At 46.1% G+C, this 21590-nt stretch carries 18 protein-coding genes; 4 read left to right on the top strand and 14 right to left on the bottom strand.

Annotated elements, in window-relative coordinates; translation table 11 throughout:
* Nucleotides 1–75: 75 nt before the first annotated feature.
* Nucleotides 76–1362: a phosphoribosylamine--glycine ligase gene (gene purD / locus AC6R05_RS04555; RefSeq protein WP_150869412.1), complete on the top strand. Its 1287-nt coding sequence runs from the start codon at nucleotides 76–78 to the stop codon at nucleotides 1360–1362.
* Between the two features lie 134 nt (nucleotides 1363–1496).
* Here the strand turns inward: purD and AC6R05_RS04550 are convergent, their stop codons facing one another.
* Together AC6R05_RS04550 and hupA are read right to left on the bottom strand one after the other, a co-directional pair.
* On the bottom strand, nucleotides 1497–2204 hold the full coding sequence (locus tag AC6R05_RS04550) for a DUF1481 domain-containing protein (protein ID WP_500646696.1): 708 nt from the start codon (nucleotides 2202–2204) through the stop codon (nucleotides 1497–1499).
* Nucleotides 2205–2250: 46 nt separating this feature from the next.
* Nucleotides 2251–2523 carry a nucleoid-associated protein HU-alpha gene (gene hupA, locus AC6R05_RS04545; protein ID WP_004729753.1) on the bottom strand — a complete coding sequence of 91 codons (273 nt, stop codon included), beginning with the start codon at nucleotides 2521–2523 and terminating at the stop codon, nucleotides 2251–2253.
* Nucleotides 2524–2794: 271 nt separating this feature from the next.
* On the opposite strand from hupA, the gene AC6R05_RS04540 reads away from it, so the two are divergent.
* Entirely contained in the window at nucleotides 2795–3970 is a 1176-nt protein-coding gene (locus AC6R05_RS04540) for a CNNM domain-containing protein (protein ID WP_500646695.1), read from the top strand.
* A gap of 60 nt (nucleotides 3971–4030) precedes the next feature.
* On the opposite strand, the gene AC6R05_RS04535 is transcribed toward AC6R05_RS04540, so the two are convergent.
* Nucleotides 4031–4618 carry a YjaG family protein gene (locus AC6R05_RS04535; RefSeq protein WP_032549920.1) on the bottom strand — a complete coding sequence of 196 codons (588 nt, stop codon included), beginning with the start codon at nucleotides 4616–4618 and terminating at the stop codon, nucleotides 4031–4033.
* Nucleotides 4619–4689: 71 nt separating this feature from the next.
* On the opposite strand from AC6R05_RS04535, the gene AC6R05_RS04530 reads away from it, so the two are divergent.
* Complete coding sequence (locus AC6R05_RS04530) at nucleotides 4690–5616, top strand: D-2-hydroxyacid dehydrogenase (protein ID WP_500646694.1); 927 nt, start codon at nucleotides 4690–4692, stop codon at nucleotides 5614–5616.
* A gap of 4 nt (nucleotides 5617–5620) precedes the next feature.
* On the opposite strand, the gene AC6R05_RS04525 is transcribed toward AC6R05_RS04530, so the two are convergent.
* The 3 genes from AC6R05_RS04525 to nudC all read right to left on the bottom strand — a co-directional run bounded on the left by AC6R05_RS04525 (nucleotide 5621) and on the right by nudC (nucleotide 8467).
* Nucleotides 5621–6166, bottom strand: coding sequence for a DUF4136 domain-containing protein (locus AC6R05_RS04525; protein ID WP_285466587.1), 546 nt, complete (start codon nucleotides 6164–6166; stop codon nucleotides 5621–5623).
* Between the two features lie 133 nt (nucleotides 6167–6299).
* Nucleotides 6300–7367 (bottom strand): uroporphyrinogen decarboxylase, encoded by a 1068-nt coding sequence (hemE, locus tag AC6R05_RS04520; protein ID WP_032549917.1) that lies wholly within the window; start codon nucleotides 7365–7367, stop codon nucleotides 6300–6302.
* A gap of 317 nt (nucleotides 7368–7684) precedes the next feature.
* On the bottom strand, nucleotides 7685–8467 hold the full coding sequence (gene nudC, locus AC6R05_RS04515; protein WP_150869417.1) for an NAD(+) diphosphatase: 783 nt from the start codon (nucleotides 8465–8467) through the stop codon (nucleotides 7685–7687).
* Nucleotides 8468–8633: 166 nt separating this feature from the next.
* On the opposite strand from nudC, the gene AC6R05_RS04510 reads away from it, so the two are divergent.
* On the top strand, nucleotides 8634–9128 hold the full coding sequence (locus AC6R05_RS04510) for an Rsd/AlgQ family anti-sigma factor (RefSeq protein WP_032549915.1): 495 nt from the start codon (nucleotides 8634–8636) through the stop codon (nucleotides 9126–9128).
* A gap of 236 nt (nucleotides 9129–9364) precedes the next feature.
* Here AC6R05_RS04510 and rpoC read toward each other — a convergent pair whose 3' ends face one another.
* The 8 genes from rpoC to secE form a co-directional block, all read right to left on the bottom strand.
* Nucleotides 9365–13567: a DNA-directed RNA polymerase subunit beta' gene (gene rpoC / locus AC6R05_RS04505; protein ID WP_032549914.1), complete on the bottom strand. Its 4203-nt coding sequence runs from the start codon at nucleotides 13565–13567 to the stop codon at nucleotides 9365–9367.
* A gap of 74 nt (nucleotides 13568–13641) precedes the next feature.
* The gene (gene rpoB / locus AC6R05_RS04500) at nucleotides 13642–17670 is read right to left on the bottom strand and encodes a DNA-directed RNA polymerase subunit beta (protein WP_500646693.1); all 4029 of its coding nucleotides are present in this window, start codon (nucleotides 17668–17670) and stop codon (nucleotides 13642–13644) included.
* Nucleotides 17671–17905: 235 nt separating this feature from the next.
* The gene (gene rplL, locus AC6R05_RS04495) at nucleotides 17906–18274 is read right to left on the bottom strand and encodes a 50S ribosomal protein L7/L12 (protein WP_032549912.1); all 369 of its coding nucleotides are present in this window, start codon (nucleotides 18272–18274) and stop codon (nucleotides 17906–17908) included.
* A gap of 57 nt (nucleotides 18275–18331) precedes the next feature.
* Nucleotides 18332–18826 carry a 50S ribosomal protein L10 gene (gene rplJ / locus AC6R05_RS04490; protein WP_032549911.1) on the bottom strand — a complete coding sequence of 165 codons (495 nt, stop codon included), beginning with the start codon at nucleotides 18824–18826 and terminating at the stop codon, nucleotides 18332–18334.
* A 240-nt stretch (nucleotides 18827–19066) separates the two neighbouring features.
* On the bottom strand, nucleotides 19067–19771 hold the full coding sequence (rplA, locus tag AC6R05_RS04485) for a 50S ribosomal protein L1 (RefSeq protein WP_032549910.1): 705 nt from the start codon (nucleotides 19769–19771) through the stop codon (nucleotides 19067–19069).
* Nucleotides 19772–19775: 4 nt separating this feature from the next.
* Entirely contained in the window at nucleotides 19776–20204 is a 429-nt protein-coding gene (gene rplK, locus AC6R05_RS04480; RefSeq protein ID WP_026084318.1) for a 50S ribosomal protein L11, read from the bottom strand.
* Between the two features lie 211 nt (nucleotides 20205–20415).
* The gene (gene nusG, locus AC6R05_RS04475; protein ID WP_032549909.1) at nucleotides 20416–20964 is read right to left on the bottom strand and encodes a transcription termination/antitermination protein NusG; all 549 of its coding nucleotides are present in this window, start codon (nucleotides 20962–20964) and stop codon (nucleotides 20416–20418) included.
* Nucleotides 20965–20977: 13 nt separating this feature from the next.
* Entirely contained in the window at nucleotides 20978–21355 is a 378-nt protein-coding gene (gene secE, locus AC6R05_RS04470) for a preprotein translocase subunit SecE (RefSeq protein ID WP_032549907.1), read from the bottom strand.
* Nucleotides 21356–21590 lie beyond the last annotated feature (235 nt).

Raw genomic sequence — 21590 nt, 5'->3', positions numbered from 1 at the left:
AAAACGTTAAACAGATTCCCGACAGTTTCGTTCCTCAACTTCGAGAATGACGATTTTTGATTGAAGGATTAAAACATGAATGTATTGATCATCGGTGCCGGCGGTCGTGAGCACGCACTTGGTTGGAAAGCAGCACAAAACCCAAACGTTGAAACAGTATTCGTTGCTCCAGGTAACGCAGGTACTGCACTTGAGCCAAAACTAGAAAACGTAAACATCGGCGTTGAAGACATTGCTGGCCTAGTGGCGTTTGCTCAAGAGAAAAAAATCGAACTGACTATCGTTGGTCCAGAAGCGCCACTCGTCATTGGTGTGGTTGACGCGTTCCGCGAAGTCGGTCTGCCAATCTTTGGTCCAACTCAAGCGGCTGCACAACTAGAAGGTTCTAAAGCATTCACTAAAGACTTCCTAGCTCGTCACGACATCCCAACCGGTTCTTACGCGAACTTCACTGAAATTGAGCCAGCTATCGCTTACGTTCGTGAGCAAGGCGCACCAATCGTAGTTAAAGCTGATGGCCTTGCGGCTGGTAAAGGCGTTATCGTTGCGATGACTCTGGAAGAAGCAGAAGACGCAATCAAAGACATGCTAGCAGGCAACGCATTTGGTGAAGCTGGCAGCCGCGTGGTTATTGAAGAGTTCCTTGAAGGCGAAGAAGCGAGCTTCATCGTGATGGTAGATGGCGCTAGCGTACTGCCTATGGCCACCAGCCAAGACCACAAACGTGTTGGCGACAAAGACACAGGCCCTAACACAGGCGGCATGGGTGCTTACTCTCCAGCTCCAGTAGTAACGCCAGAGATCCACAACCGTATCCTTGAAGAAGTTATCTACCCAACGGTACGTGGTATGGACGCAGAAGGCGCGCCTTACACAGGTTTCCTATATGCAGGTCTGATGATCGCAGCTGACGGCACACCGAAAGTTATCGAGTACAACTGCCGATTCGGCGATCCAGAAACGCAACCTATCATGATGCGTATGGAGTCAGACCTTGTTGAGCTTTGCCTAATGGCTATCGACGAGAAGCTGGACCAAGCAGAATCTAAGTGGGACCCACGCGCTTCAATTGGTGTTGTTCTTGCGGCTGGCGGCTACCCTGCTGACTATGCAAAAGGTGACGTGATTTCACTGCCTACAGGCGATGTTGAAGGCCAAAAAATCTTCCATGCTGGTACAGCGAATAACGAAGCTGGCGAAGTTGTGACGAATGGCGGCCGTGTTCTATGTGCGACAGCTCTTGGTAATAGCGTTTCTGAGGCTCAGGAGCGTGCGTACGCGCTAACTAAGCAAGTTAGCTGGAATGGTATGTTCCACCGTAATGACATCGGTTACCGTGCGATTGAGCGCGAGCAGAAGTAATCATTGTTGGTGATTGCAGATACTAAAAAGGCGCGTCATGCGCCTTTTTTAACTTTTGAACGTAATTTGCAGCCTTAAGAGTATTTGGCCTACCATGATCCATTTACTCCAAATGCTGTTCAGCAGTGATATTTCTACTGCTCTTTCAACAGCGCAGGGCGCGTAATACAGTCATGGCTGTCTTCCGCTAGCATCAGTAACTCCTCAACCGATACACTGCCCTTACCGAGCGATACATCGCCCAATACTGCCGCATAGCTGTCCACCGTCGCTAAGCGATTAATCACGAAGCTTGGCAATGTTTGGTTGAATTCAAATTCAGTGAATTCGTCACCGTCACAGCTCTCAAACGAGCGGCCATTCCAGTAGCCTTGCAGCAACTCTAAACCCTCACCGTTTTGTTTGTCGGTAGCGGTTAAGACCCCCGTCGCCTCTTTTTTGTAGCGCTCTAACTGCTCTGCTTGAATCGGTAAGATTTTTCCATCAATACGATGCTGTTGATAGACAGCGTCACCCGACGCATTAAAACGCACATGGACACGGTATGGCACGAGTTTGCCATTAGAGTCGCGCTGTTCACCTTCACGGATAAACTCACGTAGGATGCCATCAGACCAAGCATAATCGGTTTTGTACCAGCCATAATCACCTACAGTAACGTAGTCGGCTGAACTGTGTGGCTGTGTAAGCTTATTCGTGACCCAGTAAAAGCTGGTTGCGTCACCCATAACCTGACCGCCGGTGTAGGTTTCAAATTGTTCGAGATTTTGTGTCGGACTGGATGAGGAACATCCAACGAGAAGTGCTGAGAAGAGAGAAACGAGAAGAAATGTTTTTTTCATAAAACCTGTACCGAGGTGGAATACGACTACCTCGGTACAGTTTAGATTATTTCACTGAATCTTTCAGTGCTTTACCTGCAACAAATGCTGGAACATTTGCAGCAGCGATTTGAATCTCATCACCTGTTTTTGGGTTACGACCAGTGCGAGCTGCACGGTGGTTTACTTTGAAAGTACCAAAACCAATTAGCTGAACTTGATCGCCATCTTTAAGAGCATCAGTTACGCCACCAAGAGTCGCTTCTAGCGCAGCTTTCGCTTGAGCTTTAGAAAGGTCCGCTTTTTCAGCAATAAAGTCGATTAATTGGGTCTTGTTCATTTTAGGTTTCCCTTCTTTGTATTTTTAAATTCAATTCACTCTAAAACATAAATGCCCCATCTGGCAAAGGTTTGTCGACGATCTTTGACTCTAATGCCGTAGTTTTAGCCATAATATGAGTAATAACTCACAATTTGTTACTCAAATTCCCTTCCAAGCCCTTGTTTAAAGGGGGCTGAGACTAAAATTAATGATGACCAAAGCATCAATTTTTTTCTATAATCCAGCTTGAATCGCTGACAAAGCGTACAATCTATCATTAAGGGCAAACATGCTGCTGCTAACTATCTACGTCTCCATTGCGATTGGAGTTTCTTTTATCTGTTCCGTTTTGGAAGCTGTGTTACTGAGTATCAGTCCGAGCTACATCGCTCAACTCAAGCAACAAGGCCACCCTGCAGCTGAGTCGCTTGATAAGCTGAAAACAGACATTGATAGACCACTTGCTTCTATCCTAACGCTCAACACCATCGCACATACTATCGGTGCTGCGACAGCGGGTGCGCAGGCGGCAGTTGTATTTGGTAGCCAGTGGCTGGGTGTTTTCTCTGCCGTACTTACGTTAGGCATTCTAGTACTGTCAGAAATCGTTCCAAAAACAATTGGTGCCACTTACTGGCGTCAGCTTGCGCCTGCATCTTCAAGAGTTCTACGTTGGATGGTGTTCTTCCTTACACCTTTCGTATGGTTCTCTGAGCAGATTACTAAGCGTTTAGCACGTGGCCACGAAGCGCCAAAAATGCGCGACGAGTTATCTGCAATGGCAATCTTGGCAAAAGAGAGCGGCGAGTTTGCAGAAGGTGAGTCAAAAATCCTGAGCAACCTGCTGGGTATTCAAGATGTCCCTGTGACTCAAGTAATGACTCCTCGTCCTGTCGTATTTCGTGTTGATGCCGAGATGACGATTAATGAGTTTCTATCTGAACACAAAGAGACGCCATTCTCTCGTCCACTGGTTTACAGCGAGCAGAGCGACAACATCATTGGCTTCGTGCACCGTCTAGAGCTGTTCAAGCTACAACAAGCAGGCAGTGGTGAGAAATCACTGGGCGATGTAACACGACCAATTCATGTATTGCTCAACAACTTAGTACTACCAAAAGCCTTCGATCAGATGATGGCTAAGCGCCTTCAACTGGCAATGGTGGTCGATGAGTACGGCACCATCCAAGGTATTATTACCCTTGAAGACATCTTTGAGCACTTAGTTGGTCAAGAGATTGTCGATGAAGCCGACAAGAACACTGACATGCAAGAACTGGCGTTTCAGCGTTGGGAAAACTGGAAAGAGACCCACGGCGTAATCGAAAGCCGCGATGATGAGCATGAGGAAGAGCTCGAAGAGAAAGCTGAACAAAAAAAAGAACCAGAGACCGAGGAAAAAACTGAAGCCGAAGCTGAGGTTAACCAAGAACCTGAAGTTTCTTCAACAGACAAGAAAGCGTAATCAAGCGCATAAAATAAAGGCTCCCTCGGGAGCCTTTATTTTTACTATTCAATCGTAAGCTTAGATAGCAACGCCAATGTTGCTAACTGGCTCTTCACGTAATTCATGACGTAAGTCTTTAATCAGCTCAATATCACGCTCTGTGGTTTCACGTAGAGGACGGAAAATAGCCCACTGAACGTCCCACTCTTCACATACTGCTTCGTTCTCTTTTTGATTCTGGTTCGTCACTTCGTCTGCACCCTGAGCAAACTCAAGATCCGCGACCGTCTTAACCGACTGTTGGCTAACCTTTATCACCGCTTCAAATAGGTGTTCACGGTCCAACAAGCCATGCAGTAGTGTAGCAAGACCTTGGCACGCATCCATTGCAGGGTACACACCATAGAAGTCGAAATCTTCTGCACTCGGGAATAGCTCTTCAATTTTTTCTAATTGACGCTCAAAGTTCACCTTCGCGGTTTTTACCGTTAGGATTTCCCAGACACTGTCTAACACATCACGGTAGATTCGTGCTTCGGCAAATTCTGTATTCTCACAAAACATGGCATAGTTAGGGTACATACGCTCACACAGACACGCCATGAAAGTAATTTGTTGCCAAGGTTCTAGTTTTTCAAGACGAACCTGAAGTGGATTCTGTAGCATAGTCACTCAATAGTTGCAGAAAAAGACAGCGAAAGTGTACTTGATAAACCTTAGGGAAAAAAGGTAAGCCGATGAACAATTTCACCAATAAACTCTATATTCTCACCGAGCACGACGAGACCTATCAACAACTGGTCCTTGAACACGCCTTACCCGACCTAGAAATCACTGAAAACGCCGCAGAGGCTGACATTGTACTCGCGGCTCCACCTATGGTTGCTCAACGTCTGAAGGAGTTCACCAAGTTGGATTGGCTGCAAAGCACATATGCGGGTATCAACGCCCTAGCTGGCCCTGAGCTTCGTCAAGATTACACACTCACCAACGTCAGAGGCATCTTCGGACCACTCATCGCTGAGTATGTCATGGGTTACAGCATCAGCCACTACCGCCACTTTCAACACTACCACCAGCAGCAAGCTCAAAAGCAATGGCAGCCACAGCTTTATCAATCACTCAGCGGACGCACCATGGTGATCCTTGGTACAGGTTCAATTGGCAGTCACCTCGCCAAGGTGGCGCAAGCCTTCGGTATTCAAGCCATAGGGGTTAACCGCACTGGCATACCACCGCGTCAAACTTCATTTGATAGCACTTACCACATCAACGAAGCACACGTCGCTCTCAAACAAGCGGATATCATCGTCAATACCCTGCCCTCGACGCCACAAACCAACAAGCTGCTTGATGGTGAATTGCTCAGTCATTGCCAAGGTGCATTACTCTTTAATGTAGGCCGAGGCAGTACACTCGATGAAGCAGGCCTTCTGTTAGCACTTAAAAATCGTTGGATCGAACACGCCTTCCTAGATGTATTTGAAAGCGAACCTCTAGCAAAAGACCACCCTTTCTGGGGGCTGCCTCAAATCACTATCACGCCCCATATTGCAGCTCTTAGTGAACCGCGACAGGTCGTCGAGATATTTGCTAACAACTACCAGTCTTGGCGCGATGGCTTTCAGCTCAAATACCAAATCGATTTCGACAAAGGGTACTAGCGGTTTACTTCACTTGTGGCGCTGCAATTGGGTACTCTTCAAACATCTGCTGCACCTGGTCTTGAACGAATTCATTTCGCTCTTCAGAGTCCATGGTTTCAGTCAACTGCCTTTGAGAGACTGAGCGCCACACCACGTCGTTAGTTTGTGTATCAATCAAGTTCACACTGAGCTTGCCGTATTTCTTCTCTTTGACTCGAGTTGGCGTACTAACGCCAGCACCATAGCGGCTATTAATGCTGCCCGTGCCAAAACCAAAGCTAAAGGTTGGTCCATCCGCCAGTAACTCAGACGCCTCTAAAATCTCATAGTAGACCGTCAACTGACCATCGGATTCGGATAGGCGCATACCTCTCAAAGCCATCTCTTTGTCGACCGCTTTCTTAATTCGGGCGCCATCTAAGGTCACTGGCGTATTGGGATCCTCATGATACTGATAGGTAGAAAAACCACTAAAATCGACCGAGGAGTCGTAATCGGTCGCCACGTCCGAAGCACAACCAGAAACCAGCATTGCACTCAATAACCAAGCAAAACCCACTCTCAACATACTCAACTCCTTCGAATTTCCCCGTTATGTAGATCATAGTCGAAAATTATCGGAGCACCTGTGAAACTCGGAGAAACAAAAAAGCCCCTCACTGCAATAGTGAGGGGCTTTGATGTAAACCTAACTCTAAGCGTTACTTGTGGTAAGGCTTAGACAGTTCATGTACCGCTTCTACGAACACGCCTGCATTTTCTGGCGGCACGTCTAGGTGGATACCGTGACCAAGGTTAAATACGTGGCCAGTACCCGCGTCACCGAAGCCTTCAAGAATCGTAGAGACTTCTTCACGGATACGCTCTGGAGAAGCATAAAGCATAGAAGGATCCATGTTACCTTGCAGTGCAACCTTATCACCCACGCGTTTAACCGCATCTTGGATGTTGATAGTCCAGTCTAGACCAACTGCGTCACAGCCCGTCGCTGCGATCTGCTCTAGCCACATGCCGCCGTTCTTAGTGAATAGTGTCACTGGTACGCGACGACCGTCGTTTTCACGGATAAGACCATCAACAATCTTATGCATGTATTGTAGTGAGAATAGGTTGTAATCACGAGGAGTCAGTACACCACCCCAAGTATCAAATACCATGACTGATTGAGCACCCGCTTTGATTTGCGCGTTTAGGTATTCGATAACGCTGTCTGCTAGCTTGTCTAGAAGCAGGTGCAGAGTTTGAGGTTCTGCGTACATCATCTTCTTGATCTTAGTGAACGCTTTCGAGCTGCCACCTTCAACCATGTAAGTCGCTAGTGTCCATGGGCTACCAGAGAAACCGATCAGTGGAACATCACCGTTTAGATCTTTGCGGATCTGACGAACTGCGTTCATTACGTACTGCAGTTCACCTTCTGGATCTGGCAGGCCAATTTTTTCTACGTCTGCTTTGCAGGTAATTGGCTTATCAAATACCGGACCTTCACCTGCAGCAAAGCGCAGCTCAAGACCCATCGCATCAGGAATCGTCAAAATATCTGAGAACAAGATTGCTGCATCAAGAGGGAAGCGACGCAGAGGTTGAAGCGTTACTTCAGATGCTAGTTCAGCGTTCTTACAAAGCGACATAAAGTCACCCGCTTCAGCACGAGTTGCCTTGTACTCTGGAAGATAACGACCTGCTTGGCGCATCATCCATACTGGCGTGTAATCAACAGGCTGTTTTAAGAGTGCGCGTAGATAGCGATCATTTTTTAATTCGGTCATTCCGTAAATTCCAATTCAATCTTGTCTAGTTGTTGGCGTGTATTCTAACACTGATTGCAGGGTAAAAGCTGTGTGCTTTGCAACCTAGATCAAGTTATTAACTTTTAAATCAATGCTTAATTTGCACCCAATCATAGGCACATGTTAAAAATTTGTTCGCTAGCGAAAATTACAATTATAACACTGAGTTCCTACAACTCAGCATCTCATAACGACATCTTACTTACCCCCTCCACTTGTGGAGGGTTTTTTTTAGGTATTTGACCACCCATAGGCCAAATACTCCTGTAGGCCAATCCATCCGTTTTCAGATAGATTTAATCCGCAGCGATATCTTCAATCGTCTGCTCAATTAGCGCTCTTGCAATGGTCCCTTTCGGCGCAACTTCTGGCATAGAATCTTTCGTAAACCATTGAGCATCAGACAGTTCGCTGTAATCTGGTTTCAACACACCACCAGCATAGTCGGCAAGAAAGCCCATCATCATACTAGAAGGGAAAGCCCAAGGCTGGCTGCCGAAGTATCGGATGTTAGTCACATCGATTCCTGTTTCTTCTTTCACTTCACGAGCAACACACTGTTCGAGAGTCTCTCCGACTTCTAGGAAGCCCGCTATCACCGTATACATTCCGGTTTTGTGTCGTGGGTGCTGAGCAAGCAAAATTTTATTGTCGTGCCTTACAGCGACAATGATGCATGGAAAGATTCTGGGATAGTGCAACGTGCGACAATCACCGCACTGCATCGCCACTTGATTATGATTGAGGTGATTGCGACCGCCACATTGTGGGCAAAAACGCATGCTTTGGCTCATGTGACCGTACTGAATCGCTTTGCTAGCGAGCAGAAACAGAGCCTCAGGCCAGTGCAGCAATTCACGCAGGCTTTGCATCTCAAATTGAAGATCGCTGTCAGAGTCATTTAGCCAGTAAACATGATGATTTTGATACTGACCAATGCATATCGCGTGTTCGATATTGAGTTCAAAATCCACAGCAGTGCCAAGTGGTAAGCGGCCTTCTATGGTCCAAATATCGCTTCCCGAGACGACACACCAGTACGCTTTGTCAGTCATCTTACCGTCACTTTTTTTTAACATCCCTATGCCTCATTGCTTGCAGTTCGTTCATTTTACTGGCAATCTAATTTCATACTAGAGTTGTAGCCGATATTAATTCAGGCTATTACTTTTAGTAGCGTATAACAAATGGACCCCTACTTAAGCACTTATCATGATCACAAGGTTGTGATCAGATCATGAGGACATGGTCATGCTAAATAAATTTAAACAAGTACAAGAACAATGGGGTGGCTCGAATGAGGTCATCGATCATTGGCTCGAAACTCGACAGTCTCTAATCGTCGAGTATTGCAAGCTAGGTACCCTTCAGCCAGCTAACGGGCAATCAAACGTTGTTGAACTCCCTTCTCCTAAAGAAATCAGCTCATTTTGCGATCACGTTGTTGATTATATCTCTGAAGGTCATTTTAAGATCTACGATATGGTCATGGCAAAATGGCAAGCGACTGGCTTTAAAACCAATGACGAAATCGACACTACTTACGCGAAAATCGTTCTCACCACTGAGCCGCTGCTAGAGTTCAACGATAAATACGTAAAAGTAAGTGCAGACGATGAGTTGCCGAACTTCGAGGTCGACATGTCGAAGGTTGGAGAGCTACTTGAAGTGCGTTTTGAAGTGGAAGACCATCTGATTCAGCTTATTGCCGACAGTTTAGCGATTCCGCCAGGCGCATAAGCAAGAAACGAAAAGAAGATTAAATAGTGAGGGTTGGCGTTTATGACGTCAGCCCTTTTGCGTTCTTAGAACAGCATTTCCCAATAGTAAAAACTCATAATTCGAGTTCTCTTTAAATGGTGAGAGTTAGAGGTGACTCCCTACTCGCTCCTTCTTACACGATGGAATAACACTTTCCTTTCACCCAAAAACAAAAAAGGCACCCGGAGGTGCCTTTTCTTTTAAGCTCTTAACGATTACTCGTCAGAAGAGAAGCCTGCATTTAGAAGTGCAGCTAGGTTGTCAGTAGCTTGTTCAGCTGAAGGACCTTCTTGCTCTTCTTCGCGCTTAGCTTGACGCTCTTGGTGGTATGCGAAACCAGTACCAGCTGGGATCAGACGACCAACAATTACGTTCTCTTTCAGACCACGTAGGTCATCACGCTTACCAGAAACCGCAGCTTCTGTTAGTACGCGAGTTGTCTCCTGGAACGATGCCGCAGAGATGAACGACTCAGTTGCTAGAGATGCTTTAGTAATACCTAGTAGTTCGCGCTCGAAGCGTACTAGTTCTTTACCTTCCGCTTCTAGAGCGCGGTTAGCAATCTTAACTTGTGAGTATTCAACTTGCTCGCCAGGTAGGAACTCAGAGTCACCTGCGTGCGTGATTGTACACTTACGTAGCATTTGACGAACGATAGTCTCGATGTGCTTATCGTTAATCTTTACGCCTTGTAGACGGTAAACTTCTTGAACTTCGTTCGCGATGTACTGAGTCACAGCGTGAATACCACGTAGACGCAGGATGTCATGTGGAGTTTCTGGACCGTCAGCGATTACATCACCACGTTCAATCTTCTCACCTTCAAACACGTTCAGTTGACGATGCTTAGGAATCATCTCTTCGTAAGTCTCGCCACCCTCGCGAGTGATAACTAGACGACGCTTACCTTTCGTTTCTTTACCGAACGACACAGTACCTGTGTGCTCAGCAAGGATCGCAGGCTCTTTAGGCTTACGAGCTTCGAATAGGTCTGCTACGCGTGGTAGACCACCGGTGATATCTTTGTTACCGCCAGATTTCTGAGGGATACGTGCAAGAGTGTCACCAATGCCAACTTCTGCGCCATCTTCGATGTTAACGATCGCTTTACCAGGTAGGAAGTAGTGAGCTGGCATATCAGTACCAGGGATCATTACGTCGTTGCCTGCTGCATCAACAAGTTTGATAGCTGGACGCATATCTTTACCTGCTGCTGGACGCGCTGCTGCATCAGTTACCTCAGAAGAAGATAGACCTGTTAGGTCATCTGTCTGACGAGAAACTGTTACGCCATCGATCATGTCTACGAACTGGATGCGACCTGCCACTTCAGTGATGATTGGCATAGTGTGCGCTTCCCAGTTAGCTACAACTTCACCCGCATCAACTGAATCTTCGTGACCTTTAGTCAGCGTAGAACCGTAAGGAAGTTTGTGCTTCTCTTTCGTACGACCGAACTCATCAACGATGGTTAGTTCAGATGCACGAGAAGTGATTACAAGCTTCTTGTCTTTGTTGATAACGAATTTAGCGTTGTGTAGCTTAACCGTACCTGTTGTCTTAGCTTGGATGCTGTTCTCTGCTGCTGCAGTAGATGCCGCACCACCGATGTGGAACGTACGCATCGTTAGCTGTGTACCCGGTTCACCGATAGATTGTGCAGCGATAACACCAACTGCTTCACCTTGGTTCACTAGGTGACCACGTGCTAGGTCACGACCGTAACACTGTGCACAACAACCGAAGTCAGCGTCACACGTTACAACTGAACGTACTTTGATGCTGTCTACAGAGTTGTCTTCCATGATCTGACACCACTTCTCATCAATCAGAGTATTACGTGGAATTAGAACATCTTCAGAACCAGGCTTAAGAACGTCTTCAGCTACTACACGACCTAGAGCAAGCTCAGAAAGTGCAACTTTAACGTCACCACCTTCGATGTGAGGCATCATGTCGATACCTTCGTGCGTGCCACAGTCATGTTCGTGTACTACAACGTCTTGAGCAACGTCTACTAGACGACGAGTTAGGTAACCCGAGTTCGCTGTTTTCAGTGCCGTATCCGCAAGACCCTTACGAGCACCGTGCGTTGAGATAAAGTACTGAAGTACGTTTAGACCTTCTTTAAAGTTCGCAGTGATCGGTGTCTCGATGATTGAGCCATCTGGACGTGCCATCAGACCACGCATACCCGCTAGCTGACGAATCTGAGCTGCAGAACCACGAGCGCCCGAGTCGGCCATCATGTAGATGCTGTTGAACGATTCTTGCTGCTCTTCTTCACCGTCACGGTTGATAACAGTTTCAGAAGATAGGTTATCCATCATCGCTTTCGCAACGCGGTCGTTCGTAGACGCCCAGATATCGATAACTTTGTTGTAACGCTCACCCGCAGTAACAAGACCAGATTGGAATTGCTCTTGGATTTCACGAACTTCTTCTTCAGCAGATTCGATCTCATCGTATTTCGCTTGAGGTACAACCATGTCGTTGATACCTACAGAAACACCAGAAAGTGCTGCGTATGCAAAACCTGCGTACATGATTTGGTCAGCAAAGACTACAGTGTCTTTCAGGCCAAGCTTACGGTAAGCCTCGTTAAGCAGGTTAGAAATCTGTTTCTTACCAAGCTTTTGGTTTACTAGGCTAAACGGTAGGCCCGCTGGAACGATTTGCCATAGCATTGCACGGCCGACAGTTGTATCAACCATCTTCGTTTCAGTAGTGCTGTTACCATCTTCGTCTTTAACCGTCTCAGTGATACGAACCTTAACGCGAGCGTGTAGCTCAGCAGTCTTAGTGCGGTATGCCTTCTCAGCCTCTGCAGGGCCAGCAAGGTACATACCTTCGCCTTTCACGTTGATCTTGTCACGAGTCATGTAGTAAAGACCCAATACAACGTCCTGAGAAGGTACGATGATCGGATCACCTGAAGCTGGCGACAGAATGTTGTTTGTCGACATCATCAGTGTACGTGCTTCAAGCTGTGCTTCTAGAGTTAGAGGCACGTGTACCGCCATTTGGTCACCATCGAAGTCGGCGTTATATGCCGCACACACTAGTGGGTGAAGCTGGATCGCTTTACCTTCGATTAGTACTGGTTCAAACGCTTGGATACCTAGACGGTGAAGTGTAGGTGCACGGTTAAGCAGTACTGGGTGTTCGCGGATTACTTCGTCTAGGATATCCCAAACGATAGCTTCTTCGCGCTCTACCATCTTCTTAGCAGCTTTGATTGTCGTAGCCATGCCACGAGTCTCTAGCTTGCTGTAGATGAACGGCTTAAATAGCTCAAGTGCCATCTTCTTAGGAAGACCACACTGATGTAGACGAAGGTATGGACCTACTGTGATTACAGAACGGCCAGAGTAGTCTACACGTTTACCTAGAAGGTTCTGACGGAAACGACCCTGTTTACCCTTGATCATATCAGCAAGAGATTTTAGAGGACGCTTGTTCGAACCTGTGATCGCACGACCGCGACGACCGTTATCTAGAAGGGCATCAACAGACTCTTGCAGCATACGCTTTTCGTTACGTACGATGATGTCTGGAGCCGCTAGCTCTAGAAGACGCTTCAAACGGTTGTTACGGTTGATCACACGACGGTAAAGGTCGTTCAGATCTGAAGTCGCAAAACGACCGCCATCTAGAGGTACTAGAGGACGTAGATCTGGCGGAAGAACCGGAAGTACAGTTAGGATCATCCATTGCGGATCGTTACCCGATGCAATGAAGGCTTCAACTAGCTTCAGGCGCTTAGTGATCTTCTTACGCTTAGTTTCAGAGTTAGTTGTTTCCAACTCTTCGCGCATTTCTTCCACTTCTTGATGAAGGTCCATTGTTGCAAGCAGATCTTTGATCGCTTCTGCACCCATCTTAGCAGTGAATTCATCACCCCACTCTTCTAGACGATCCAGATACTCTTCTTCAGTAAGCATCTGAGATTTTTCTAGATCAGTCATACCTGGTTCAGTTACTACGTACATTTCGAAGTAAAGAACACGTTCGATATCACGTAGAGGGATATCCATTAGTAGACCGATACGAGACGGTAGCGATTTTAAGAACCAGATGTGAGCAACTGGTGAAGCAAGCTCGATGTGGCCCATACGGTCACGACGAACTTTAGTTTGTGTAACTTCTACGCCACACTTCTCACAGATAACACCACGGTGTTTCAGACGCTTGTATTTGCCACAAAGACATTCGTAGTCTTTAACTGGACCAAAGATACGCGCACAGAACAGACCATCGCGCTCAGGTTTGAACGTACGATAGTTGATCGTCTCAGGTTTTTTAACTTCACCGAAAGACCATGAACGGATCATGTCTGGTGAAGATAGACCGATTTTGATTGCATCAAATTCTTCGGTCTTATGCTGCGCTTTTAGAAAGTTTAATAAGTCTTTCACAATCAGCTCCTGTAAGGAGTTAAAAGGAGCTCACCCGCAAAAGTGAGCACCTTCTACCAATAATCCCGTGGGGATTACTCTTCGTCTTCTAGCTCGATGTTAATACCTAGCGAGCGGATCTCTTTCAACAGTACGTTGAACGATTCTGGCATGCCAGGTTCCATGCTATGGTTGCCATCTACGATGTTCTTATACATCTTAGTACGGCCGTTAACGTCATCCGACTTAACTGTTAGCATTTCTTGAAGCGTGTAAGCAGCACCGTATGCTTCTAGTGCCCATACTTCCATCTCACCGAAACGCTGACCACCGAACTGAGCTTTACCACCAAGTGGTTGCTGAGTTACTAGGCTGTAAGAACCAGTTGAACGAGCGTGCATCTTGTCATCAACAAGGTGGTTTAGTTTCAGCATGTACATGTAACCAACAGTTACAGGACGCTCAAACGCATCACCAGTACGACCATCAAACAGAGTTAGCTGACCAGATTCTGGTAGGTCACCCAGTTTAAGTAGTTCTTTGATTAACGTTTCAGAAGCACCATCGAACACAGGAGTAGCAATCGGTAGACCGCCACGTAGGTTCTTGATCAGAGTACGAACTTGATCATCAGACAGTTCAGCAATGTCAACTTTCTGACGAGTATCACCAAGATCGTAAACCTTCTGTAGGAACTCACGGAACTTGTGCAGTTCTTGTTGTTCCTTAACCATTTGGTTGATCTTGTCACCGATACCTTTCGCAGCCAGACCTAAGTGTACTTCTAGGATCTGACCGATGTTCATACGCGATGGTACACCCAGTGGGTTCAGTACGATGTCGACTGGTTGGCCTTTCTCATCGTATGGCATGTCTTCAACAGGGTTAATCTTAGAGATTACACCTTTGTTACCGTGACGACCCGCCATCTTATCACCAGGCTGGATGCGGCGTTTAACTGCTAGGTAAACCTTAACAATCTTCAGTACGCCAGGCGCTAGATCATCACCTTGAGTGATCTTACGACGCTTAGTTTCAAACTTCTTATCGAAGTCAGCTTTTAGCTCATCCCACTGCTCAGCAAGTTGCTCAAGCTGTGATTGTAGCGCGTCGTCTTCTAGTGCTTGCTCTAGCCACTTCTTACGGCCGATTGCATCAAGCTTAGCTTCAGAGTAACCACCAGACAGAAGAACAGCTTTAACACGGTTAAGAAGGCCACCCTCAAGAATTTGGAACTCTTCAGTTAGGTCTTTCTTCGCTTCTTTCAGCTGCATCTGTTCGATTTCAAGTGCACGCTTGTCTTTCTCTACGCCATCGCGAGTGAAGACTTGTACATCGATGATCGTACCTGAAACAGAGTTTGGTACACGTAGAGAAGTATCTTTAACATCAGATGCTTTCTCACCGAAGATTGCACGTAGTAGCTTCTCTTCAGGAGTCAGTTGAGTTTCACCTTTAGGTGTTACTTTACCAACTAGGATGTCGCCACCCTTAACTTCAGCACCAATGTAAACGATACCTGACTCGTCTAGTTTAGACAGAGCAGACTCACCTACGTTTGGAATATCAGCTGTGATCTCTTCAGAGCCCAGCTTAGTATCACGAGCCACACAAGATAGTTCTTGGATGTGGATAGTCGTGAAACGGTCTTCTTGAACTACGCGCTCAGATACTAAGATCGAGTCTTCGAAGTTGTAGCCGTTCCAAGGCATGAATGCGATACGCATGTTTTGACCAAGAGCTAGCTCACCAAGGTCTGTTGAAGGACCGTCAGCTAGTACGTCGCCACGTGATACAGGTTCACCTGGAAGCACGGTAGGACGTTGGTTAATACATGTGTTTTGGTTAGAACGCGTGTACTTAGTTAGGTTGTAGATGTCGATACCAGCTTCGCCAGGTACTAGCTCATCTTCGTTAACCTTAACTACGATACGAGAAGCGTCTACAGACTGAATCATACCACCACGTTTAGCTACGGCTGTTACACCAGAGTCTACTGCGATGTTACGTTCGATACCTGTACCAACTAGAGGCTTATCAGCTTTTAGAGTTGGAACTGCTTGACGTTGCATGTTCGCACCCATCAATGCACGGTTCGCATCATCGTGTTCTAGGAACGGGATAAGCGATGCAGCGATAGATACTACTTGGTTTGTCGCAACGTCCATGTAGTCAACGTGGTCGCGTGGGTGAAGACCAGATTCACCTTTTTGACGAGCAGTGATTAGCTCATCTGCGAACGTACCCTCTTCAGTAAGAACGGTGTTCGCCTGTGCGATTACAAATTGACCTTCCTGGATTGCAGATAGGTAATCTACTTCGTCTGTTACAACACCATCTACTACGCGACGGTACGGAGTTTCTAGGAAACCGTAGTCGTTACAACGCGCAAATGCAGATAGGGAGTTAATTAGACCGATGTTTGGACCTTCAGGCGTTTCGATCGGACATAGACGACCGTAGTGAGTTACGTGAACGTCACGTACTTCGAAGCCTGCGCGTTCACGAGTTAGACCACCTGGACCTAAAGCAGAAATACGACGCTTGTGCGTTACTTCTGACAATGGGTTGTTTTGGTCCATGAACTGTGAAAGCTGTGAAGAGCCAAAGAATTCTTTAACAGCAGCAGAAATAGGCTTAGCGTTGATTAGGTCTTGAGGCATGATTGCATCAAGGTCACCAAGGCTTAGGCGCTCTTTAACAGCACGTTCTACACGAACTAGACCAACACGGAATTGGTTCTCTGCCATTTCACCTACTGAACGGATACGACGGTTACCTAGGTGGTCGATATCATCAACTTCACCTTTACCGTTACGGATAGCGATCAGCTTCTTCATCACTTCGATGATGTCTGATTCGTCTAGCGTACCGCGCTCTTCTTCTTCTTCACGCTCGATAGAGCTGTTGAACTTCATACGGCCTACAGTTGATAGGTCGTAACGTTCTTCAGAGAAGAATAGGCTTTCGAATAGAGCTTCTGCAGCTTCTTTTGTTGGTGGCTCGCCAGGGCGCATCATGCGGTAGATTTCTACAAGCGCAGAGATGCGATCTACAGTGCTGTCTGCACGTAGAGTGTCTGACATGAATGGACCATGGTCTAGGTCATTCGTGAACAGTACTTCTAGAGCTTTGTGACCTGCTTGAGATAGGTTAGCAAGTGCCTCTAGGCTGATCTCTTGGTTAGCACCAACAATGATCTCGCCAGTTGCTTCGTTGATGTAATCTTTCGATGCAACTTTACCAACGATGTACTCTACTGGTACTTCGATGTGTTCAACGCCATCTTTCTCAAGTTGACGGATGTGACGAGCAGTAACACGACGACCAGTCTCAACGTAAACTTTGCCGTTTGCTTCGATGTCGAATGACGCAGTTTCACCACGTAGACGATCTGGAACCAACTCCATTAGTAGAGTTTGGTCTTTCACTTCGAAGTTCACTTTCTCGAAGAATAGATCCAGGATCTCTTCTGTCGACTTACCTAGTGCACGAAGGATGATTGAAGCTGGTAGCTTACGACGACGGTCGATACGTACGAATAAGTTGTCCTTAGGATCGAACTCAAAGTCTAACCATGAGCCACGGTAAGGAATTACACGTGCGTTATAAAGAACTTTACCTGATGAGTGGGTTTTACCCTTATCACTGTCGAAGAACACGCCTGGGCTTCGGTGCAGCTGGGATACGATAACCCTCTCGGTACCATTGATTACGAAAGTACCATTGTCTGTCATAAGCGGAATTTCGCCCATGTAGACTTCTTGTTCTTTAATGTCTTTTACAGTACCTGCTGGCGCATCTTTATCAAAGATAACTAGACGTAGTTTAACGCGTAGTGGCTTTGAGTAAGTTACACCGCGGATTTGACATTCTTTAACGTCAAAAACTGGCTCACCAAGACGGTAGCTAACGTATTGCAGCTCAGAATTGCCGTTGTAGCTCTGAATTGGGAATACAGAACGAAAAGCAGCCTCAAGACCGTATTGACCTTCAGGATCCTGTTCGATGAATTTGTCGAAAGAATCAAGCTGGATCGATAACAGGTATGGAATGTCCAAAACTTGTGGACGAGTACCAAAGTCCTTACGGATGCGCTTTTTCTCGGTATAAGAGTAAACCATGGGGTTCCTCAGCTCGCTGATAAGTGACCCAAACTACCCGAAACACTCCTCGGAGGGGGTAGTGACTAACAGCTGTTTACTGTAGTGAACGACTATCTTGGAAAGGTAATCGTTTTTTTGCTCAGGTTATGACGTTTAAACAGCGGGAAAATTCGTCATAGCCCTACAGCGCAAAAAGGCCGGTGGTTATTTAACCACCAGCCAATAGCCGTTAGGCTAAGAAATTAAGTAATAATTACTTAACTTCAACAGAAGCGCCTGCTTCTTCTAGCTGTGCTTTAAGAGCTTCAGCTTCAGCTTTGTCAACGCCTTCTTTTAGAGGTGCTGGAGCTGAGTCTACAAGACCTTTAGCTTCTTTAAGACCTAGGCCAGTTGCGCCACGTACAGCTTTGATTACTTGTACTTTGTTAGAACCAGCAGCAGTTAGGATTACGTCGAATTCAGTTTGCTCAGCAGCAGCTTCGCCACCAGCAGCGCCGCCAGCTACAACAGCAGCTGCAGCAGATACGCCGAATTTCTCTTCCATAGCTTCGATAAGCTCAACAACTTGCATTACAGACATTTCTGCAACTGCGTCTAGGATTTGCTCGTTAGTAATAGACATAACAATTCTCTTTTAAGTCAACAATAAGTTTAATTTGCAACCAGTGAAAAGCAAGGCTTATGCCGCAGCTTCTTCTTTTTGGTCACGTAGTGCAGCGATAGTACGAACCAGCTTGCCTGCAGAAGCTTCTTTCATGCACATCATTAGACGTGCGATTGCTTCGTCGTAAGTTGGTAGTGTCGCTAGTACTTCAGCATCAGTAACTGTGCCTTCAAATGCAGCAGCTTTGATCTCGAAATCTTTGTTCTCTTTAGCGAAGTCTTTGAAAAGACGCGCTGCAGCACCTGGGTGCTCGTTAGAGAACGCGATCAGAGTTGGACCAGTGAAAGTGTCAGTTAGACACTCGTAGTCAGTACCCTGAACCGCACGACGTGCTAGTGTGTTACGAACAACTTTCATGTAAACACCCGCTTCGCGAGCTTGTTTACGTAGAGAAGTCATTGCGCCAACTTCAACGCCACGAGAATCAGCTACAACTGCAGAAAGTGCACCATTAGCTGCTTCGTTGACTTCAGCAACAATTGCTTTTTTGTCTTGAAGATTTAAAGCCATTTGGTTTAACCTCTGGTTGTGATTACAGCACTCATTACAGTGTGTAATGAGCGTTTACGATGCTAATAAACATGAATCACTTCATTTAAATTAGGCATCGCCTACGTAGGTTTTATTAAGCTATAACTCCGAAAAGCACAGCGCCTACGGTCTTGGGATAGATGACTCGAATTGCTTCAGAAATCACCCAACCACAAATATTAGGCGCAGAAGTATACACTAAATCTGCGCCTAAGCAAATTAGTTTGCTTGAGTGTTCAGGCTAGCCTGATCAACAGCAACACCAGCACCCATAGTAGTAGAGATGCTTACTTTCTTCAGGAAAGTACCTTTCGCTGAAGAAGGCTTAGCTTTCTTAAGAGCAACTAGCAGAGCTTCAAGGTTTTCTTGAATCTGGTTAGCTTCGAAAGATGCTTTACCGATAGTAGTGTGGATGATGCCGTTCTTGTCGTTACGGTAACGAACCTGACCAGCTTTAGCGTTCTTAACAGCTTCAGCAACGTTAGGAGTTACAGTACCAACTTTAGGGTTTGGCATAAGGCCGCGTGGACCTAGGATAGTACCTAGTTGACCAACAACGCGCATTGCATCTGGAGAAGCAACAACTACGTCGAAGTTCATTTCGCCTTTCTTCACTTGCTCAGCAAGATCTTCCATACCAACAACATCTGCGCCAGCTTCTTTAGCTGCTTCTGCGTTTGCACCTTGAGTGAACACAGCAACGCGGATTTCACGGCCAGTACCGTGAGGTAGCACAGTAGCGCCACGTACGTTTTGGTCAGATTTACGAGCATCGATGCCTAGGTTAACAGCAACATCAACAGACTCAACGAATTTAGCAGTAGCTAGTTCTTTAAGAAGAGCAACAGCTTCGTTGATTTCGTACTCTTTAGTTACGTCAACTTTTTCGCGGATTACGCGCATACGCTTAGTAAGTTTTGCCATCTTATTAACCCTCTACCACTAGGCCCATTGAACGAGCAGTACCAGCGATTGAACGCTTCATTGCTTCGATGTCAGCACCAGTCATATCAGCAGCTTTAGTTTCTGCGATTTCTTGGATTTGAGCGTCAGTTACAGTACCCACTTTTTCAGTGTTTGGACGACCTGAACCAGACTTAACGCCAGCAGCTTTCTTAAGAAGAACAGCAGCAGGTGGAGTCTTAGTTACGAACGTGAAAGAACGGTCGTTGTATACAGTAATAACTACTGGAGTCGGTAGACCTTTTTCAACAGATTCTGTTTTTGCGTTGAACGCTTTACAGAATTCCATGATGTTAACACCGTGTTGACCTAGAGCAGGACCAACCGGTGGCGACGGGTTTGCCATACCAGCTGCAACTTGCAGTTTGATATAAGCTTCAACTTTCTTAGCCATGATATTTCCTAATATTTGGGTACATGCGCTAGCCGCAAGGCAAGCTCCCCATAATTTGAATTAAGCTTTTTACTTCCTCAGAAGTAAAAAGGCGCGAAATTATAATCATAATTCGCGCCTTAAACAACCCTAAAAAGGTGATTTTTTATACTCTTTTAATTTGAACAAGTTGCCAATAAGTTATCCACAACTTTGTTCAACTATTCGAGTCTTAGTCCAGTTTTTCAACCTGACCGAATTCAAGCTCAACAGGAGTTGCACGACCAAAGATCGATACAGAAACCTTAATGCGGCTCTTCTCGTAATCCACTTCTTCAACAGTACCGTTGAAGTCAGCAAATGGACCATCGTTCACACGAACCACTTCACCAGCTTCGAACATAGTCTTAGGACGTGGAGCTTCGCTCGCTTTCTCTAGACGGTTCAGAATCGCATCAGCTTCTTTGTCAGTGATTGGTGCAGGACGATCAGAGGTGCCACCAATGAAGCCCATAACACGCGGAATGCTGCGTACTAAGTGCCATGATTCGTCATTCATGATCATCTGAACTAATACGTAGCCAGGGAAGAATTTACGTTCACTCTTACGACGTTGACCCGCGCGCATTTCCACTACTTCTTCAGTAGGTACTAGCACATCGCCAAACAGTTCTTCCATGTTGTGCATTTTAATATGTTCGCGTAGCGATTGAGCCACACGACCTTCAAAGCCAGAGAAGGCTTGAACTACATACCAACGTTTTTTTGGAGCTTCACTCATGAATCAGAACCCTCTATACCCCAGTCACAAAGGCAACAAGACGAACCATAATGCCGTCGATGCCCCATAGTGCTAGAGCCATAACAATACTTACAGCTAGAACGATCAATGTGGTTTGCATAGTTTCTTGGCGTGTAGGCCAAACCACTTTACGAATCTCCATGCGAGATTCTTTTGCAAATTCGATCGCAGCTTTACCTTTAGTTGTCGTTGCTGCAACGCCTAGTGCGGCAGCAATCAGCACAACTACACCTGCAGCGCGAATTACAACTGATAATTCACCATACAGGTAATTACCCACAACAGCGGCGGCTAGCAGAACAAAAGCGACAATCCACTTCATTGTATCTGCTGCACTTGAGCTATCAGGAGTCTCAGCGTTTGCTTTCATAAAACCAACCTGTGATAAGTCTTAAATATAGACGACAATAACCCCGCTGTTGCAGGGCACATTCCTTTGCGTTGCAGAACAACACATCTAACAGTCATTTTAGTCAAAAATGATCGTTTTATTCTTTGCTAAGAGACAAAGTTGCTGTGATTTCACACAACTCTTTTTTTAGCGCAGAAAAAGGGCATCAAATGATGCCCTTTTTACTAGTGGTTCGTCAAATCTTATGCAAAGA

The sequence above is a fragment of the Vibrio sp. R11-SG3-ISO9 genome (assembly GCF_059834255.1).
The sequence above is the reverse complement of the archived record's forward strand: the minus strand, read 5'-3'. Positions and strand labels throughout refer to the sequence as shown.

What these genes read in the sequence shown, in the direction of transcription:
- purD (WP_150869412.1), top strand. Translation starts at nt 76, where the DNA reads ATGAATGTATTGATCATCGGTGCCGGCGGTCGTGAGCACGCACTTGGT.
- AC6R05_RS04550 (WP_500646696.1), bottom strand. Translation starts at nt 2,204, where the DNA reads ATGAAAAAAACATTTCTTCTCGTTTCTCTCTTCTCAGCACTTCTCGTT.
- hupA (WP_004729753.1), bottom strand. Translation starts at nt 2,523, where the DNA reads ATGAACAAGACCCAATTAATCGACTTTATTGCTGAAAAAGCGGACCTT.
- AC6R05_RS04540 (WP_500646695.1), top strand. Translation starts at nt 2,795, where the DNA reads ATGCTGCTGCTAACTATCTACGTCTCCATTGCGATTGGAGTTTCTTTT.
- AC6R05_RS04535 (WP_032549920.1), bottom strand. Translation starts at nt 4,618, where the DNA reads ATGCTACAGAATCCACTTCAGGTTCGTCTTGAAAAACTAGAACCTTGG.
- AC6R05_RS04530 (WP_500646694.1), top strand. Translation starts at nt 4,690, where the DNA reads ATGAACAATTTCACCAATAAACTCTATATTCTCACCGAGCACGACGAG.
- AC6R05_RS04525 (WP_285466587.1), bottom strand. Translation starts at nt 6,166, where the DNA reads ATGTTGAGAGTGGGTTTTGCTTGGTTATTGAGTGCAATGCTGGTTTCT.
- hemE (WP_032549917.1), bottom strand. Translation starts at nt 7,367, where the DNA reads ATGACCGAATTAAAAAATGATCGCTATCTACGCGCACTCTTAAAACAG.
- nudC (WP_150869417.1), bottom strand. Translation starts at nt 8,467, where the DNA reads ATGTTAAAAAAAAGTGACGGTAAGATGACTGACAAAGCGTACTGGTGT.
- AC6R05_RS04510 (WP_032549915.1), top strand. Translation starts at nt 8,634, where the DNA reads ATGGTCATGCTAAATAAATTTAAACAAGTACAAGAACAATGGGGTGGC.
- rpoB (WP_500646693.1), bottom strand. Translation starts at nt 17,670, where the DNA reads ATGGTTTACTCTTATACCGAGAAAAAGCGCATCCGTAAGGACTTTGGT.
- rplL (WP_032549912.1), bottom strand. Translation starts at nt 18,274, where the DNA reads ATGTCTATTACTAACGAGCAAATCCTAGACGCAGTTGCAGAAATGTCT.
- rplJ (WP_032549911.1), bottom strand. Translation starts at nt 18,826, where the DNA reads ATGGCTTTAAATCTTCAAGACAAAAAAGCAATTGTTGCTGAAGTCAAC.
- rplA (WP_032549910.1), bottom strand. Translation starts at nt 19,771, where the DNA reads ATGGCAAAACTTACTAAGCGTATGCGCGTAATCCGCGAAAAAGTTGAC.
- rplK (WP_026084318.1), bottom strand. Translation starts at nt 20,204, where the DNA reads ATGGCTAAGAAAGTTGAAGCTTATATCAAACTGCAAGTTGCAGCTGGT.
- nusG (WP_032549909.1), bottom strand. Translation starts at nt 20,964, where the DNA reads ATGAGTGAAGCTCCAAAAAAACGTTGGTATGTAGTTCAAGCCTTCTCT.
- secE (WP_032549907.1), bottom strand. Translation starts at nt 21,355, where the DNA reads ATGAAAGCAAACGCTGAGACTCCTGATAGCTCAAGTGCAGCAGATACA.